We start from the raw sequence: 16,390 nt of genomic DNA on the forward strand, positions 1-16,390 counted from the left end.
CCGTCATCAGGCTGGGTAGAGGACTTGCACCTCCAAGCTGTCGATCATGCTCGGCACACAACAAAAAACCCGCCTCGAGGGCGGGTCACCGGTGAATCATCACCATATCCAAATTACTAGCATAGCTGCCGGCACAAAGCAAGAACAAAGTACGCTCGACCGGCGGAAAGATGCAAATTCCGGTTCCGCATCGCCTCGGTGCTCGAGCTGCTGGTCAGCCTTTAAGCCGGCGCTGCCGCCAGGCATCCAGCGTCTCGTCGATGATGCGCTGCGGCACGTGGCCGAGCTCGAAGACGGTGTCGATCTTCAGCACATCGAGCCCGTCGAGGAATTCCGGCGGTGCTGCGCCGTGACGCAGGCGGGCAGCGTCCTTGGCGGTGGTAATGAGGCCAAGCCCGGCTTTACGTGCCGTCGCCGCCAATTCGGCAAGCTCGTCCGCACTGTAGAAATGATGGTCAGGAAACGGTCGGGTCAGCGCAAGCTCGCCTCCGGCCTCGCTTACCGTGTCGAAAAACTTGTCGGGATGGCCGATGCCGGCGAATGCCAGGAACCGCCTGCCGGCCAGCGTCACCTTGCTGCTCGGCGCGGTGTGCGCCTCGAAGATCGGCCTGCCGGCGCGCGCGGCCTGGCGCACGACCGTATCGGCCGCAGTGCCCTCGCCCATCTTCAGCAAGGCGCTGGTGAAGACCAGTTGGTCGACGACGTTTGCCCGCAGCGGCCCGCCGGGGATGACACGGCCATTGCCGATGCCATGACGCGCGTCGACGACGACGAGCGCATAGTCGATGTGGATGCGCGCGCTCTGAAAACCGTCATCCATGATCAGGAAATCGCAGCCGAGCTTCTCCAGCAGAAGCCTGGCGCCGGCGGCCCGGTTCGGTGTCACCGCGACTGGCGCGTGTTCGGCCAGAAGCAGCGGCTCGTCGCCGACATGCTTGGCGGCGTCGTGGTGCGGATCGACGACATGCGGCTGCGCGAAGGAGCCGCCATGGCCGCGCGACAGGAAACCCGGATTGAGCTGCATGCGCCGGGCCTGCTCGGCCAGCGCGATCGCCACCGGTGTCTTGCCGGTACCGCCGACGGTGAAGTTGCCGACGCAGAGCACCGGCGCCTCGACCTTTTCGCGCGGCGCGTGCCGCATGCGGCGACCGGCGACGAGCGCATAGATGGCGGAGAAAGGCGACAGCGCCGTGACCCGCCAGTCCGGCTCTTCCCACCAGAAGGGTGGCGCTTCCGAGGTCACGTCAGCGCCCGTTCGCGCCCTTCAGGCGCGACTTGACGACCAGCGGCTGGATATAGGGCTCGAGCGACCTGAGCGTATGTGCCAGCGCACCGCGCATCTCGTCGACGGTCGCCGCACCCGCCGCCATCATCTCATGGCGGGCCGCCTCGTTGGTCAAAAGGAAATTGACGGCGCCGGCCAGCATATCGCGGTCGCGCACCAGCTTGGCGCCGCCACTGTCGAGCAGGCGCTGATAAGCCTCGCGAAAATTCTGGACGTTGCGGCCGGCAAGCACCGCCGTCTCCAGCATGGCCGGTTCCAGCGGGTTCTGGCCGCCCTCGGAAGTCAGCGAACGGCCGACAAAGGCGATTTCCGTCAGCCTCAGATAAAGCCCCATCTCGCCGATCGTGTCGCCGAGGAGAATATCGGTATCGGCGGTGATCCTGTCGCCCTTGCTGCGCTGCGCCAGTTTCAGGCCCATGCCGGAAATCTGGGCGGCCAGCTGCCCGGCGCGATCGGGATGGCGCGGCACGATGATGGTCAGAAGCCCGTGGTGGCGCTTGTGCAGCATGGCGTGAACTTCGGCGGCGACCGCTTCTTCGCCATCATGGGTCGAGATCGCCGCCCAGGTCGGGCGGCCGGCGAGCTGGCGTTTCAGCGCCGCCAGCGCCCGCTCGTCGGCCGGCGGCGGCGCGGTGTCGACCTTGAGATTGCCGGATACGGTGACCGGCCGGGCGCCGAGCGAAAGGAAGCGCTCGCCATCGAGGTCCGACTGGGCGACGACATGGGCAAGATTTTCGAACAATGCTTCGGCAATGTTGGCGCGCTTCTTCCAGGACTTGAAGGAGCGGTCGGACAGCCTGCCGTTGACCAGAACCTGCGGCACCCGGCGGGCGCCGAGTTCCAGGATGGTCATCGGCCAGATCTCCGATTCGGCGATGATCGCCAGGTCCGGCTGCCAATGGTCGAGGAAGCGGCTGACCGCCGGCTTGAGGTCGAGCGGCACATATTGGTGGATGATGCGGTCGCCCAGCCGTTCTTCGGCGACCTGCGCCGAGGTGACCGTGCCCGTCGTCAGCACGATGTTGACGCCGTAATCGAGAATGCTCTCGACCAGCGGCACGACGGCGATGGTCTCGCCGACGCTGGCTGCATGGATCCAGATCACGGGACCTTCGGGGCGCTCGCGCCCGGCGACGCCGTAGCGCTCGCGCCGGCGAACGCGGTCCTCCTTGCCTCTGGATGTGCGCCAGGCAACGTAAGGTCCGACCAGCGGGTAGGCGGCGGCCCCGGCGAAACGGTATGCCGTCAGGAAGGCGCGCGCCCAGCGCATACTCATTTCGAACCGTCCACAAGGCGATAGGCCTCGGCGGTCGCGGCATTGAGCGAGGCCGTGACCTCCTGGCGCTTGCGTTCCATTTCCGCGGCGTCGGCGTTGGCCGGCACGAAGACGGGCGTGCCGACGACGATCGAGGAGCGGCCGAACGGGAGGTTGATCGTCGTCTTGTCCCAGCTGCCCTCGATCACCTTGCGGCGGCTGGTGGCTATCGCGGCAGGCAGGATCGGCCGGCCGGACAGCCGCGCCAGGAGGACGACACCGAGCCCCGCATCGCGCGGCGTGCCGTGGGGAATATCGGCAATCATGGCGACATTCTTGCCGGTGGCGAGCGACTTTTTGAGGGCGATGAGCGCCTTGGCGCCGCCTTTGTCGAGATGCCTTGCGCTTTCGCGCCCGCCAGAGCCGCGCACCGCCTCGATGCCGAATTTCTCGACCATCAGCGCGTTGAGCTCGGCATCGGCGCTGCGCGACACCATGGCAACCAGCGGCCGTCCCTTGGGATAATAGGCCGGGGTCAGTAGGTGCTGGCCGTGCCAGAGCGCGATGATGCCAGGCTCGAGCTGCGCATAGGCGCCGCCGGAAAACTTCGCCGATCCTTCGACCAGGCGGTTGGTCACGCGGACAAGGCGGACGAAATACGCAAACAGCGCGGCAAGCGCATTCTTGACGAATCGCGACTGCGCCAGCGGTTCGCGGATCTTGCGCCAGAACGTCTTCGGCTTGCGACGTCTGACCGCCGACCGCGGGGCTGATCGCTTGACCGCTTCATGGTTCATCGATGTCAACCGACAGCCTTGTTTTCGGGGTCGAGCAGACGGTGCAGGTGAACGACGAAATAGCGCATATGGGCATTGTCGACGCTGGCTTGCGCCTTGGCCTTCCAGACGGCGTGCGCCGATTGGTAGTCCGGATAGATGCCGACGATGTCGAGCGCGTCGAGATCGCGGAATTCGGTGCCGCCCAGCTTCTTGAGTTCGCCGCCGAACACCAGGTGCAAAAGCTGTTTCTTTCCGTCTTCAGCGGCCATGTCGATCCTTCACATATCGTGAGTTTGGGACAGGTCTAGACCAAAGCCGCCGACTTTGGAACTATTGATAGTGGTCAATTGTCCAGCCCGGCGATGACGCCGGCGAGCACGGCGAGCAGTTCGCCGCTGCCGGCGGCGAGCGGTCCGTGATGGATCACTTCGCCGGCATAGAGTGGCGCGCGGCCGTGGCGATCGAGCAAGGCGCCGCCTGCCTCGCGCAGGATGAGATCGGCCGCGGCGATGTCCCAGTCATGCGCATTGGCCTTGACGAAGGTGGCATCGAGCTGGCCGCCGGCGATCATCGCCAACCGGTAGGCGAGCGAAGGAATATAGGGCACGCGCTTCAGCCGCTTGTGCCATTTCGCCGGCAGCAGGTCGATCATCGGCTTCGGTCCGGCGATTTCGGCCGTTTCCGACGGCGGACGCACGCTGATGCGCTTGCCGTTCAGGAATGCGCCCTCGCCCGGCAGCGCCCAATAGATTTCGCCCTTCGCCGGGCAGTCGAGCACGCCGGCAAGCGTGCGGCCGTTCTCGACCACAGCGACGCTGACGCACCATGTGGGCAGGCCCTCGAGGAAGCCGCGCGTGCCGTCGATCGGATCGACGACGAAGGTGCGGCGCGCGACAAGCCTTACCGGGTCGTCTACGGTTTCCTCCGATAGCCAGCCATAGTCAGGCCGGGCCGCCAGCAAGGTCTCACGCAGATATTTGTCGGCGGCGTGATCGGCTTCGCTGACCGGCGAGGTGCCGCCCTTCATCCACACTTGCGGTTTATTGTTGAAGTACTGCATAGCAATGAGCCCCGCCTCGCGGGCGGCGTCGCGCAACAGCTGCAGGTCTTCAGTAGCGCCGGCCGAGACGGCCGGATCAAGCTCCGGCAAGGGTCATTCCTTCGATCAAAAGCGTGGGCGCGGCGGTGCCGAAATTGCGGTCGAGATCACTCGCCGGAACCATGTTGAGGAACATCGTCTTCAGATTGGAGGCGATGGTCACCTCGGCGACGGGATAGGCCAGCTCGCCGTTTTCGATCCAGAAGCCGGACGCGCCGCGGCTATACTCGCCCGTCACCATGTCGACGCCCTGGCCGAACACCTCGGTGACGTAGAAGCCCGTCTTGAGCGACTTGATCAGCTCTTCCGGCGTGTTTTCCCCGGGCTCGATGGCGAGATTGGTCGACGATGGCGAGACCGACGAGCCGCTGCGCGAGCCGCGCCCATTGGTGACGAGGCCGAGTTCCCGAGCCGCCGAAGTCGACAGGAACCAGTGGTTGAGCACGCCCTTGTCGACCATGAACAGTTTTTCGCCCTCGACGCCTTCGCCGTCGAACGGGCGCGACGCCTGTCCACGGCGCCGAAGCGGCTCGTCGGTGACGGTGATTGCGGCCGAAGCCACCTTCTTGCCCATCATGTCGCGCAGAAAGCTGGTTTTGCGCGCCACCGCGGCGCCATTGATGGCACCGGCGAGATGGCCGGCAATGCCGCGCGCGACGCGCGGATCGAACACCACGTCGACCGGCCCGGTCGCAGCCTTGCGCGCGCCAATGCGGCGGACGGCGCGCTCACCGGCCTTGCGGCCGATGTCTTCCGGCGCGTCGAGATCGGAAAAATGCTGGCGCGAGGAGAATTCGTAGTCGCGCTCCATGCCGGTGCCCTCGCCGGCGATCACGCTGGTCGAGCGCGAAAAACGCGAGGCGACGTAATGGCCGACGAAGCCGTGCGAGGTGGCGAGCACCAGGCCGCCGAGCCCGGCACTGGCGCCGCTGCCGGCCGAATTGGTGACGCCCTTGACGGCAAGCGCCGCCGCTTCGGCGGCAAGCGCTGCCTCCTTCAGCTGGTCCGCCGACACCTCGGTGGCGTCGAACAGATCGAGGTCGCGCGGCTTCTTGACCAGCAAGGACGGATCGGCGAGGCCCTGATTGGGATCTTCGGGCGACACCTTGGCCATGGCGACGGCGCGCTCGGCCAGCATATTGGGGTCGGATGCCGCCGTTGCCGAAACGCTCGCTACCCGCTTGCCGACGAAGACACGCAGCGAGACGTCTTCGCTCTCGGACGCCTCTGTGCCTTCGACCTTGCCGAGCCGCACCGACACGCCGGTCGAGCGGCCGCGTACCGCAACCGCATCGGCGGCATGGGCGCCGGCCCGTTTGGCAGCCTCGACCAGGGCCGCGACGCGGTCGGTCAGTTTCGCTGCGTCGAGCGTATCGGTCATGCGCATAATCCTGCTATTTCCGGCTGGCTGAAGGGCAGCCGCTGCTGCACCATCTATTGTCCCGGTGCAGCTTCTGCAATGGGAGAAGGCGCAACCCGGGTGCATCAAGCGCCCAAACAGGGCCGCAGGCGCTAGGCGAATGAGCGGCGAGCCGAGATCGACAATCCCTCAGGAAGCGGCCACCGGCGTCCAGATCACGTCGTCGATCCTGAGCGCGCCGGTGGCGAGCATCACCAGCCGGTCGAAGCCGAGCGCGGCGCCGCTCGCCTGCGGCATGATGGCGAGCGCGGCGAGGAAGTCCTCGTCGATCGGGTAGCGTTCGCCGTAGACACGCTGCTTTTCGTCCATTTCGGCGGCAAAGCGCCGGCGCTGCTCGACCGGGTCGGTCAACTCGCCGAAGGCGTTGGCGAGTTCGACGCCGCAGCAATAGAGCTCGAAGCGCTCGGCGGTGCGCGGATCGTCCGCGCTCGGCCGGGCCAATGCCGCCTCCGAGATCGGATATCCGAAAAGGATGGTGGCGCGCCCCTGCCCCAGCGCCGGTTCGATTTTTTCGACCATCACCCGGCTGAACAGGTCGGCCCAATTGTCGTCGGGCGCGGTCCGCAATCCGGCCTGGACCAGGGCGGCATGCAACCCCGCGCGATCGGTGCTGCCATCGGCTGCAACCGTCGCCAGCAGATCGATACCGGCATGGCGCATGAAGGCCTCGCCGACGCTCAACCTTTCCGGCTCGGCAAACGGGTCGGCCTCGCGGCCGCGGAAGCTAAAACGCTTCGCTCCGGCCCGCTCGGCCGCAAGCGCAACGAGCTCGGCGCAATCGCGCATCAGGCTCTCGTAGGTCTCGCCGACGCGGTACCATTCGAGCATGGTGAACTCAGGATGGTGCAAGGGGCCGCGCTCGCGGTTGCGCCAGACAGCCCCGAGGCTGAAGATGCGCTCCTCGCCGGCGGCAAGCAGCTTCTTGCAGGCGAATTCCGGCGACGTGTGGAGGTAGAGCGGCTGGCGCTGCCCGTCCGGCCCGATCGCCTCGGTGGCAAAGGCCGACAGGTGCGCTTCATTGCCGGGCGAGACCTGCAGCGCCGATGTCTCCACCTCGACGAAGTCGCGGCGGGCGAACCAGTCGCGCATCCCGGCGGCAATGGCATTGCGCAGGATCAGCCGCGACCGGCGGTCGGCATGGACATGCGGCGTCCACCACGGCGAGGCGGCTGTCATCGGCTTCAGGGGAATTGCACAGAGGGCTGGCGATTGCGACCAAGATGCGCTAGGCCGCACGCAACGGCCTCTCCAGCCGATTTGCGCCAACAAATTTTATCAGGATGGAAACCCGTGAAGGTCATCGCCAGCTCCTTACGCAAAGGCAACGTCGTCGAAAAGGACGGCAAGCTCTATGTGATCCTCTTTGCCGAAAACATTCATCCTGGCAAGGGTACGCCGGTCACCCAGCTCGACATGCGGCGTATCTCCGACGGGGTAAAGGTTTCCGAGCGTTACCGCACCACCGAGCAGGTCGAGCGCGCCTATGTCGAGGAGCGCGAGCACACGTTCCTCTACCGCGACGGCGAAGGCTTTCACTTCATGAACCCCGAGACCTACGACCAGGTCGCGGTGCCGGAAAGCGTGGTCGGCGACATGGCGCCTTATCTGGTGGAAGGCATGCCGGTGCAGATCTCGCAATACAACAACATCGCCATCTCGCTGGTGCTGCCGCAGCGCGCCACCTTCGAGGTGGTCGAGACCGAGCCGGTGACCAAGGGCCAGACGGCATCGTCGTCCTACAAGCCGGCAACGCTGTCCAACGGCGTGCGTACCCTGGTGCCGCCACACATCAGCGCCGGCACCCGCGTGGTGGTGATGACCGCCGATGGCGCCTATGTCGAGCGCGCGAAGGATTGAGGCGCGAAGCCTGAAACGCCTCGCCGAAAACGTCGAGGCTGCCGGTCATCGTCTACCGCTTTGTGCCAGGGGCTTTCGAGCATTGGGACGCTGCACGCAGACCGAAGCGTCAACGCCCTGCGAGTTCTTTCCTATTGGACGACGCCAGCGGGCAATCTCTGAGCCTCGAGCAACGCCGACCGTCCCTTTCGCCAGGTGCCAGGTGGAATGCCGACGAACTTTTTGAAGGCGCGATTGAAGGCGGCTTCCGACTCGTAGCCGACCTCGGCACCCGCTTGCGCGATGCTCATTTCAGGCCGTTCAAGCAAGCGTCCTGCCAGTTGCAGACGCCAGCGAGCAAGATAGTGCATGGGCGAGACCTCGACATAGTGGGTAAAGCGGCTCGCAAAGGCCGTGCGTGAGAGCCCTACTTCGCGGGCGAGCCGGTCCAATGTCCATTCCTCCCTGGGGCGAGCGTGGATGAGCCGGAGCGCCTCGCCGACGTGTTGATCCCGCAGGCCTGAGAGCCAGCCGCGCGAATCGTCGGGGAGGGTCTCGAGATGGCGGCGGATGATCTCGACAAACATCAGCTCGCTCAGCTTGGCGAGGATCGTTTCACAGCCCGCCCGCCCACTGCCCCCTTCGGCCAGCGCCAGCCGAAAAAGGTCGATAACCCAGCTGCTTCCATCGGCGGGCTTGCGGGCACACAGGATGGCCGGCAAGGCGGCGAGGAGAGGATTGAAGGGGCGTGCATCGCAGCCAAGATACCCGCAAATGAACCGGGTCCGCTCGTCTCCGCCGCCACCATGGATCACCGCGAACGGCAGGCTCTCGTCTATCGGCCGATAATACATCGCCATATTGGGTTCGCCTCGCGCCCCGGGCGAGGAGCTCAAGACGTTCGGAACACCACCGGGGAAGACAACGACATCACCGGCGTTTACGAGCACCGGGGGGACGGAATCGTCTGCCAGCGCGGCCCAGCACGAGCCCGACATCACGGCATGAAAAGAAATGATGTGCTCTGCCTCCGGCATGACGGCGGCGGCAATGTCGGCCGTGCCCGGCGACTCGCCAACCCAGGGAGAGCTGGCGTCGACGTCGAAATAGATCGCACCGGTGAGGCGAACGGCTCGGAGCACATCGGAAAGGACATCCATGCACTACACCTCCGGAAACGATCGGCTGCTCCCTTTGACAACGCTTTTTCGGCCAGGCATCTCGAACTATCCGGCAATACAGCCGCCCGAGCAACTATCCATCCGGTCTAATCCTCCCCTGAACGATCGGGCAACAGAAATGGACGATGTGACATTTGCGGGAACAACGGACGGGACTAGCGTTTCATCGACCGGCCGACAGGTCCAATAACGGGGAGGAATACCATGCACGATCAAGACATCACCAAATCCGCAGCAAGCCTGCGGATTCCGCGTCGAGAATTCATCACAAAGGGCAGCGCGGCGCTGGCGGGCCTAGCGGCATTCTTCGCGAGCCAACACGCCTATGCCTTTCCAAGCCGGCCCGGCGAGAAAGTCGTCAAATGGCTCGACCAACTGCCACCGAACCCGGTTCCGGAGGTCATCAAGAATCAGCTCGTTTGGGAGGATCTCGATTCCTGGGTAACGCCCAATGACAAGTTCTTTTCAATCGCGCATTTCAACCGGCCAGTCATCGACGCGAGCGCGTGGAAGCTCGAAATCGGCGGCCTGGTCAAAAAGCCGACGACCCTGACGCTTGCCGATATCAAGGCACGGCCGCGCCAGGAAGTCACGTTCACGATCGAATGTTCGGGCAATACCGGCCTTCCGTTTTTCAATGGCGGCATCGGCAATGCGCACTGGGCGGGTACGCCGCTCGCCCCGATCCTAAAGGAGGCCGGCGTCCTCGACAGCGGCATCGAAGTGGTCTTCTGGGCCGCCGACGAAGGCGAGATCAAGCGGACCGACGACGTCAAGTTCAAGCAGAATTTCGCGCGCAGCATGTCGCTGGCAGATGCCATGGACCCAAAGAATATCCTTTGCGACGAGATGAACGGAGCTGCCCTACCGGCCGATAATGGCTTCCCGCTGCGGCTGATAGCGCCGGGCTGGTACGGGGTCGCCAACGTGAAATGGCTCAAGCGCATCGACGTGCACGACCAGCGCTTCGAGAACCGGTTCATGGGACGCGACTACGTCACGCTCCGCGAGGAAGACCATAACGGCGAGACCGTGTGGGTAGAAACGTCCGTCGGACGGGCGCGCCTCAAATCGGCGCCGGCCCGGGTCACCCATATCGGCAACGATTACCGGATCGTCGGAGCCGCCTGGGGCGCGCCGATCGACCGGGTCGACGTGAAGATCGACGATGGGCCGTGGATGCCGGCGACAATCGACGGCAGCGACGAGGCGGAATTCGCCTGGAAGATGTGGTCTCTCGACTGGCCCAAGCCTTCGCCCGGGGAGCACACCGTGACCTCGCGCGCGATCGACATGAGCGGCAACATTCAGCCGGCGATGAGCGATCCGTGGATCGCCAAGAAACACACATATTGGGAAAGCAATGGCCAAGTGACGCGCCGCGTACGCGTCGACTGAGAATTTGCGGCCAAGTGCGGCAATTGCGTCGGGCATTGCCGAATGAGCGTCAGATAGTTGCATGAGACCGCCTTGCGACACCGTAGCGGTTTCATGAAACTTGGCGGGAACATTGCGCTCGCAATCGTCCGGGACTGCGGTTTGAAGAGCGCAATATGGCCGTATGAGCAAGCGCACATATGGCTGATCCTCCCCTGAACGATCGGGCAACAGAAATGGACGATGTGACATTTGCGGGAACAGCGGACGGGACTAGCGTTTCGTCAGCCGGCCGACAGGTCCAATAACAGGGAGGAATACCATGCACGATGAAGACATCACCAAATTCGCGGCAAGCCTGCGGGGCGAAGTCATCCGCGCCGGCGACGCCCGCTATGACGAGGCCCGCAAGCTCTACAACGGCATGATCGACAAGCGGCCGCTGATCATCGCCCGCTGTGTCGACGTCGCCGACGTGATCACAGCTGTGAATTTCGGCCGCGACAACAATTTGCTGGTTGCGGTACGTGGCGGCGGCCATAACGGACCAGGATTAGGGAGTTGCGACGACGGTCTGGTGATCGACCTGTCGGCGATGAACGGCGTGCGCGTCGATCCGGATGCCCGTACGGCGCGGGTGGGCCCGGGCTGCACTCAGGGCGACGTCGACCACGCCACCCATGCCTTTGGCCTGGCTGTACCGGCGGGCATCATCTCGACCACCGGGGTCGCCGGACTGACGCTGAGCGGCGGCCATGGCTATCTGACGCGCAAATATGGCCTGACCATCGACAATCTCGTCGAGGCAGATGTCGTGCTTGCCGACGGAAGCTTCGTCACCGCCAGCAAGCAGCGGAACCCCAACCTGTTCTGGGCGCTTCGCGGCGGCGGCGGCAATTTCGGCATCGTCACCAGCTTTGTGTTCCAGCTTCACCGGGTCAGCATGGTCTTTGCGGGACCGATCGCATGGGATCAGCGCCACGCCCGCACCATCATGCAGCATTATCGCGAGTTCCTGCCGAACGCGCCCGAAGAACTCGGGATCTTTCTCGGGCTCAAGACGGTCCTCTCGAGCGCACCGTTCCCGGAAGAGTTTTGGGGAAAGCGGATGTGTCTGCTGATGTGCTGCTATAACGGCCCGGAGGAAAAGGGCAGAGAGGCGCTGGCCCCGCTACTCGATGCGCTGCCCGCGCCCTGGTTCAACTGGATGGGAACGATGCCCTATCCCGCGGTGCAGAGCATGTTCGATGGGCTCTACCCGAAGGGAATGCAGTGGTACTGGCGGGGCGATTTCGTCAAGACACTGTCCGACGAGGCGATCGACGCTCATCTCGAGCAGGCGGCGAAGACGCCGAGCGAGCTATCGCTCATGCATCTCTATCCGATCGATGGCGCCGTCCATCGCGTCGGCAAGGACGAGACACCCTGGAATTACCGTGATGCGACCTGGTCGATGGTCATCGCCGGGATCGATCCGGACCCACAGAAAGCGGGGCCCGTGACGCGCTGGACCAAGGCCTATTGGGAGGCCGTGCATCCGTTCGATCTGGGTGGCGCCTACCTGAACTTCATGATGGATGACGAGGGCGATACAAGAATCAAGGCGGCTTATGGCGAGAACTACGAGCGTCTGGCTAGGCTGAAGAAGAAATACGACCCGAACAACCTCTTCCGGGTGAACCAAAACATCCGGCCGCCTGCTTGACGGCGGCCCTCGTCAGGCCGGCAAATGTGTATCGTACCGGCCGGCCCAGCCAAGGCTCGGCCGGTATGATAGGTTGCCGGTCAGGACGCTTGCCAGCCTTGCAAGCGCGATACTCGGCCAGGCTCGGCGACACGTTCGATGAGCCATGTCTGACATGCGTCAAAGTGGTCGGCCCGCACGCTCAGGTCGCCCGTAGCGCTGCTTCAACTGGCAAGTCCGGGAGCAGGCAATCGGTCAAAGGGCTATGCCTCAGTGACTGCTTCTCGCCAGGCCGATCGCGCCGGCAGCTACCGATAATTCCACGCTTTGATGAGGGCGTCCGACGTCACGACGACACCCTCCAGGTCCTCATTTGAGAACCAGTATTCGCTCCAGAACCAGCTAAATTAGCAGTTTCTCAAGTGCCTTTGGAACTTTGTAGCTTGCGTTCCATTTTCAATCGCATGCGAGAGTCTGTGGTCCAAGGCCCTGGAATGACGGTGAACAGGTCATCGCCGCGCTACTCGCTGGTCCTGCCCATATACAATGAAGAACAGGTGCTGCCTCGGCTGATCGAGCGTATCAATTCGCTAATCGGCCGGCTGGACGGCGAAGCCGAAGCCATCTTCGTCGATGATGGCAGCCTCGACGGAAGCGTCGAATACCTTCAAAAAGTGATCGCTGCCGAGCCGCGCTTTCGACTGATCGAATTTTCCCGCAATTTCGGCCACCAGGTAGCGATTACCGCCGGCATGGACGCCGCTGCGGGCGATGCCGTCATCGTCATGGATGCCGACCTGCAGGACCCGCCGGAAGTCGTTCTCGATCTGGTGGCTAAGTGGAAGGAAGGCTTCGAGATCGTCTATGCCCGCCGGGTCAAGCGCGACGGCGAATCCTGGTTCAAGCGTTTCACGGCAAGTCTCTTTTATCGCCTGCTGGAGAAAATGACGTCGGTCGATATTCCGCGCGACGTCGGTGACTTCCGCCTTGTCGGCCGCAAGGCGCTGGAAACCTTCAAGCGTATGCCCGAACATGACCGCTTCGTCAGGGGCATGTTCGGCTGGATGGGCTTCAAGCAGACGGCAGTGCCGTTTGAGCGCCACGCGCGAACCCTGGGCCAGACCAAATACCCGTTCTGGAAGATGATGCACCTTGCGGTTCACGGCATCGTCAGTTTTTCCGAGAAGCCGTTGCGCCTGGCGCTCTGGGGCGGATTGGCCATTTCCGCGCTTGCGGTGGTCTTTGGCGCCTACGCCATCTTTGCCTGGTTTTTTGAAGCCGGCATCATTGCCGGCTGGACATCAACCGTGGTGATCGTGTCGCTCCTGTGCGGCATCAATCTTTTCATGACCGGCGTGGTCGGGCTCTATGTCGGCAGCATCCACGCCGAGGTGAAACGCCGCCCGCTTTATGTGATCGATCGGCTCACCGGCTTCGACGAGGCGATGCGTACCGTCTCTGGTGAGCGCCGCCGATCGTTTCACAAGCCCAGGAGTGGAGTCCCCGCCGATGGCCGAACTCTTCGACAGCTATAAATCCAACTATGGCGAGGCGGTCGAAGGGTCCATCCGGTTTTCCGGGCTCGGGCACGACTTCTTCCTTATCGCCAAGGCGGACCTGCTGCGGCGTCTGGCGGTCGAGCGAAAGCTTCGGCAGGGTGGTTCGGCTGTCAGGGCGCTGGATGTCGGCTGCGGCGTCGGTTCACTCCACCCCTACCTCGACGGCGCTTTCGACAGCCTCGATGGCTGCGACGTCTCGCAAGAATCGATTTCGCGCGCCGGCCAGGACAATCCGGGTGTGACCTATAGGGCCTGCACCACGCCGAAACTGCCCTACGAGGATGGCGCGTTCGATCTGGCTTTCGCCAGTTGCGTCGTCCATCACGTTCCGCCCTCCTCCTGGCTCGATTTCTTCGTGGAAATGCGACGCGTCGTGCGGCCAGGCGGCGTCGCCTGTGTCATCGAGCACAACCCCTACAATCCGATGACGCGTCTAGCGGTGTTCCGGTGCCCGTTCGACCAGGACGCGGTCCTGCTCGGCGCCGCCAAAGCTGCGTATCTCTTTCAGCAGACAGGCTTCAGGGACATCCGATCCGAGCATTTCCTGCTGCTGCCGTCGGCAAGGCCCTTGGCCAGAAGAGTCGAGCGGGTATTCGCGCCTTTGCCGCTTGGGGCGCAGTATGCGTGCAGTGCGCATGTCTGAGCGCCGTTCGACCAGCGACGCCGGGCTGAGGCTACTGGCGCGTTTCGGGTCGGTCGGCATTGCTGCAACGATCCTGTATGCCGTGATGGCCACCGCTTTGGTAAAATCGCAACGGTTCGGCCTCTCGCCGGTCGGTGCCTCGCTCGTAGCTTACACGGTAGCCGCCCTGTTTTCTTACCTCGCGCATAAGTTCGTAACCTTCGCGTCGAGCGGATCGCATCGAACTGAAGCTCCGCGTTTTTTCTTGCTGACGGCGACAGGCTTCGCCGTCGCCTACGCGGCGCCGGCGCTTCTGACGGCGAAACTCGGCCTGCCGCCGATTGTTGCCATCCTGGTTACATGCCTGCTTGTTCCAGCGGTCAATCTTCTCATGCTCGACCGCTGGGTTTTTCAGCAGCGAAGACGCAGCCAGCAGCGTGATCGCCCGCCCTAACTCGCCTCAATGGGATCGAGCCGTAACGACAACAATTTGATCGAGCGTTTGTAGATGTTGCTGGCGGCCGGAGTTTGCGGAATGCCGTCGAGGTAGTCGAAAGCGATGTCGAGTGTCTTGGCATCGGCGAGAGCCGCTGGTGGGATGACGAACGAGACCGTTCGCGGCTCTTTGCCGGACAACGTCACCGCATGCACCCGAACGCCATTCACCAAAATCACCACTCTTTGCGTGACCTGTGGCGAGCGAATGACGGCGGCCATTTGCAGCGTGGCCGTCAGGCCGTCGCGGAGCGGCGGTATCTTCAGGCGAAGCCGCGAGGTCTCGCCCAGCGAATGGGTGCCGTCGGCAACCGGTCCCGACCAGCCACAGACCATCATGCCGGCTGTCTTTTTGGCTCCGTCGGACCGGAACGACACCGTCTCGCCAAATGTGTAGCCGCCGACCGCATCGCGGTTGAGGCAGGTTGTCGTCCGATCGATGTAATAGGCACGATAATCGGGGTTGACGTTCGGATTGAGAGCAAGAGTAAGGATGACGATCTCGGACCCGGCCAGAACCGCCGCGAGCGCGTAGCCGACGAACGAGGCGGAGCGCCGATATGGGTCCGGAATGCTAGACCAGGGCAAGATAGCCCCCGATCCATGCCACGGTCATGAAATAGCAGGCGCCTACGAAGAGAGCCAGAGCCGTAAGAAAAGTCGGCTTCGACACCGACAACAGCATGGCCAGCAACATTGTCAGAGGTGCAAGCCCAACGACGTATCTGACCATCGAGGCCAGATTCGTGACCAGCGGCAGGATGATGCAGCAGGCGCAGAACAACGCAGCGCCATATTGCCTGCGAACCGCCAGAACCGCCGACAGCGCCAGTCCTATGAGTGCGGCGAGCGCGCTCCATTGCGGCGCCGTAGGCAGCCATCCAATTGTCGGAACGGCCGAAAGCCCGTCCCATATGAAGGCGAGCGGATCGCCCGGCACCCGTCCAAACGCGCGCTGCACGTGCAGGAAAGCAAAGCCGTCGCCGACCGTCAGATAGAGGAACAGGATGTAGGCGAACAGACCGGCCGGCGAGATGAAGATCGCGACGAGCAGGTCCGGTCGGCCAAGCAGCCAACGCGGGAACGACAGCGCCGACCCGCCCTTGGCGCGGTAATCCCTGAACATCTGAATGACGGTCGCGAATACAACAAGCACCCCGACGAGCCTGGTTGCCGACAGGAGAGCCGACGACAGCCCCACGGCCAGGTAGCTGGAGCGTTTGAGCGCCAGAAAAACGCACGACGTCAGCAGCACGAAAAGAGGTTCGGTCAGGAAAGTCGTGAAGTGATAGGAGAACGGGCCGCTGAGCAGAAAGGCGCAATACAGCACATAGGCGCGCATGTTCTTGTCGAGCAGCGGCCACGCCACCAGGCAGGCGGCATAGCTGCACGCAATCGATGTGATCGATGCCACCAGGATGGTCGGGAAAGGGAAAACAGACCGGATGGCCGCCACCAGCATCGGATAGAGCGGGAAGAAGCCCCAGCGTCCGACATTGCTCTGGCCTGGAATGGGAAAGCGCTCATAGCCGAGTTCGGAAATGTCGACATACCACGCGCAATCCCACCGGCAGAGCGCCTGGGCGTAGGCCGCGAAGCCTGCCTCCGACGAGACCGAAGCAAATGCGGCATAGCGGATGGCGAGTCCACTGACGACGAACAGCAACGGCACCGCCACGACGGCTACCGCAATAAAGCGGCGACCGGCGTTCGGACGCGCCACAGCTTCGAGCGCCAAAATCTGCCTCCACCCGTTCAAGTGGCAGGCGCCACCCAAAGCTAGATGACGCGCGCCCCG

Annotated in this window: 16 protein-coding genes; 6 read left to right on the forward strand and 10 right to left on the reverse strand. The window is 63.6% G+C overall.

From position 1 onward, the window contains the following. Window positions 1-214: 214 nt before the first annotated feature. The 7 genes from lpxK to epmA all read right to left on the reverse strand — a co-directional run bounded on the left by lpxK (window position 215) and on the right by epmA (window position 7,014). Window positions 215-1,243, reverse strand: coding sequence for a tetraacyldisaccharide 4'-kinase (gene lpxK, locus AC0L2Y_RS24665; RefSeq protein ID WP_473560118.1), 1,029 nt, complete (start codon window positions 1,241-1,243; stop codon window positions 215-217). A gap of 1 nt (window position 1,244) precedes the next feature. After that, the gene (gene waaA, locus AC0L2Y_RS24670) at window positions 1,245-2,561 is read right to left on the reverse strand and encodes a lipid IV(A) 3-deoxy-D-manno-octulosonic acid transferase (RefSeq protein WP_473560120.1); all 1,317 of its coding nucleotides are present in this window, start codon (window positions 2,559-2,561) and stop codon (window positions 1,245-1,247) included. Continuing rightward, the gene (locus tag AC0L2Y_RS24675; protein WP_352663079.1) at window positions 2,558-3,337 is read right to left on the reverse strand and encodes a lysophospholipid acyltransferase family protein; all 780 of its coding nucleotides are present in this window, start codon (window positions 3,335-3,337) and stop codon (window positions 2,558-2,560) included. Before AC0L2Y_RS24675 ends, waaA begins: the two co-directional genes overlap by 4 nt. 5 nt (window positions 3,338-3,342) lie before the next feature. Then, a complete protein-coding gene (locus AC0L2Y_RS24680; protein ID WP_023674378.1) occupies window positions 3,343-3,588 on the reverse strand; it encodes a DUF4170 domain-containing protein in 246 nt (81 codons plus the stop codon). Window positions 3,589-3,662: 74 nt separating this feature from the next. Continuing rightward, a complete protein-coding gene (locus AC0L2Y_RS24685) occupies window positions 3,663-4,469 on the reverse strand; it encodes a 3'(2'),5'-bisphosphate nucleotidase CysQ (protein WP_473560122.1) in 807 nt (268 codons plus the stop codon). Then, entirely contained in the window at window positions 4,456-5,799 is a 1,344-nt protein-coding gene (locus AC0L2Y_RS24690; RefSeq protein ID WP_473560124.1) for a TldD/PmbA family protein, read from the reverse strand. The genes AC0L2Y_RS24685 and AC0L2Y_RS24690 overlap by 14 nt, the downstream gene beginning before the upstream one ends. A gap of 168 nt (window positions 5,800-5,967) precedes the next feature. Further along, entirely contained in the window at window positions 5,968-7,014 is a 1,047-nt protein-coding gene (gene epmA, locus AC0L2Y_RS24695) for an EF-P lysine aminoacylase EpmA (RefSeq protein WP_473560126.1), read from the reverse strand. 114 nt (window positions 7,015-7,128) lie between these two features. Between epmA and efp the strand changes: the two genes are divergently transcribed. Beyond that, window positions 7,129-7,695, forward strand: a complete 567-nt coding sequence (gene efp, locus AC0L2Y_RS24700) for an elongation factor P (RefSeq protein ID WP_023674374.1) — start codon at window positions 7,129-7,131, stop codon at window positions 7,693-7,695. 131 nt (window positions 7,696-7,826) lie between these two features. Here efp and AC0L2Y_RS24705 read toward each other — a convergent pair whose 3' ends face one another. After that, entirely contained in the window at window positions 7,827-8,834 is a 1,008-nt protein-coding gene (locus tag AC0L2Y_RS24705) for an AraC family transcriptional regulator (RefSeq protein WP_352663110.1), read from the reverse strand. A gap of 225 nt (window positions 8,835-9,059) precedes the next feature. Here AC0L2Y_RS24705 and AC0L2Y_RS24710 point away from each other — a divergent pair, with 225 nt between their 5' ends. From AC0L2Y_RS24710 to AC0L2Y_RS24730, 5 genes are all read left to right on the forward strand, one after another. After that, window positions 9,060-10,253, forward strand: coding sequence for a sulfite oxidase (locus AC0L2Y_RS24710; RefSeq protein ID WP_473560128.1), 1,194 nt, complete (start codon window positions 9,060-9,062; stop codon window positions 10,251-10,253). 301 nt (window positions 10,254-10,554) lie between these two features. Further along, window positions 10,555-11,937, forward strand: a complete 1,383-nt coding sequence (locus AC0L2Y_RS24715; RefSeq protein WP_473560129.1) for an FAD-binding oxidoreductase — start codon at window positions 10,555-10,557, stop codon at window positions 11,935-11,937. A 473-nt stretch (window positions 11,938-12,410) separates the two neighbouring features. Beyond that, the gene (locus AC0L2Y_RS24720) at window positions 12,411-13,451 is read left to right on the forward strand and encodes a glycosyltransferase family 2 protein (RefSeq protein WP_473560131.1); all 1,041 of its coding nucleotides are present in this window, start codon (window positions 12,411-12,413) and stop codon (window positions 13,449-13,451) included. Next, window positions 13,426-14,118, forward strand: coding sequence for a class I SAM-dependent methyltransferase (locus AC0L2Y_RS24725; RefSeq protein WP_473560133.1), 693 nt, complete (start codon window positions 13,426-13,428; stop codon window positions 14,116-14,118). Before AC0L2Y_RS24720 ends, AC0L2Y_RS24725 begins: the two co-directional genes overlap by 26 nt. After that, a complete protein-coding gene (locus tag AC0L2Y_RS24730; RefSeq protein ID WP_473560135.1) occupies window positions 14,096-14,551 on the forward strand; it encodes a GtrA family protein in 456 nt (151 codons plus the stop codon). Before AC0L2Y_RS24725 ends, AC0L2Y_RS24730 begins: the two co-directional genes overlap by 23 nt. On the opposite strand, the gene AC0L2Y_RS24735 is transcribed toward AC0L2Y_RS24730, so the two are convergent. Both AC0L2Y_RS24735 and AC0L2Y_RS24740 read right to left on the reverse strand, forming a co-directional pair. Further along, entirely contained in the window at window positions 14,548-15,180 is a 633-nt protein-coding gene (locus AC0L2Y_RS24735) for a hypothetical protein (RefSeq protein ID WP_473560136.1), read from the reverse strand. The two genes, AC0L2Y_RS24730 and AC0L2Y_RS24735, sit on opposite strands and share 4 nt — an antisense overlap. Beyond that, a complete protein-coding gene (locus AC0L2Y_RS24740; protein WP_473560137.1) occupies window positions 15,167-16,330 on the reverse strand; it encodes a hypothetical protein in 1,164 nt (387 codons plus the stop codon). Before AC0L2Y_RS24740 ends, AC0L2Y_RS24735 begins: the two co-directional genes overlap by 14 nt. Window positions 16,331-16,390 lie beyond the last annotated feature (60 nt).

The organism is Mesorhizobium sp. WSM4830 (genome assembly GCF_055811495.1).

Excerpts from the sequence above, each read along its gene's own strand:
- AC0L2Y_RS24730 (WP_473560135.1), top strand. The coding sequence starts at position 14,096 with ATGCGTGCAGTGCGCATGTCTGAGCGCCGTTCGACCAGCGACGCCGGG.
- epmA (WP_473560126.1), bottom strand. The coding sequence starts at position 7,014 with ATGACAGCCGCCTCGCCGTGGTGGACGCCGCATGTCCATGCCGACCGC.
- AC0L2Y_RS24675 (WP_352663079.1), bottom strand. The coding sequence starts at position 3,337 with ATGAACCATGAAGCGGTCAAGCGATCAGCCCCGCGGTCGGCGGTCAGA.
- AC0L2Y_RS24705 (WP_352663110.1), bottom strand. The coding sequence starts at position 8,834 with ATGGATGTCCTTTCCGATGTGCTCCGAGCCGTTCGCCTCACCGGTGCG.
- waaA (WP_473560120.1), bottom strand. The coding sequence starts at position 2,561 with ATGAGTATGCGCTGGGCGCGCGCCTTCCTGACGGCATACCGTTTCGCC.
- AC0L2Y_RS24710 (WP_473560128.1), top strand. The coding sequence starts at position 9,060 with ATGCACGATCAAGACATCACCAAATCCGCAGCAAGCCTGCGGATTCCG.
- AC0L2Y_RS24725 (WP_473560133.1), top strand. The coding sequence starts at position 13,426 with ATGGCCGAACTCTTCGACAGCTATAAATCCAACTATGGCGAGGCGGTC.
- AC0L2Y_RS24715 (WP_473560129.1), top strand. The coding sequence starts at position 10,555 with ATGCACGATGAAGACATCACCAAATTCGCGGCAAGCCTGCGGGGCGAA.
- AC0L2Y_RS24720 (WP_473560131.1), top strand. The coding sequence starts at position 12,411 with ATGACGGTGAACAGGTCATCGCCGCGCTACTCGCTGGTCCTGCCCATA.
- AC0L2Y_RS24680 (WP_023674378.1), bottom strand. The coding sequence starts at position 3,588 with ATGGCCGCTGAAGACGGAAAGAAACAGCTTTTGCACCTGGTGTTCGGC.
- AC0L2Y_RS24690 (WP_473560124.1), bottom strand. The coding sequence starts at position 5,799 with ATGACCGATACGCTCGACGCAGCGAAACTGACCGACCGCGTCGCGGCC.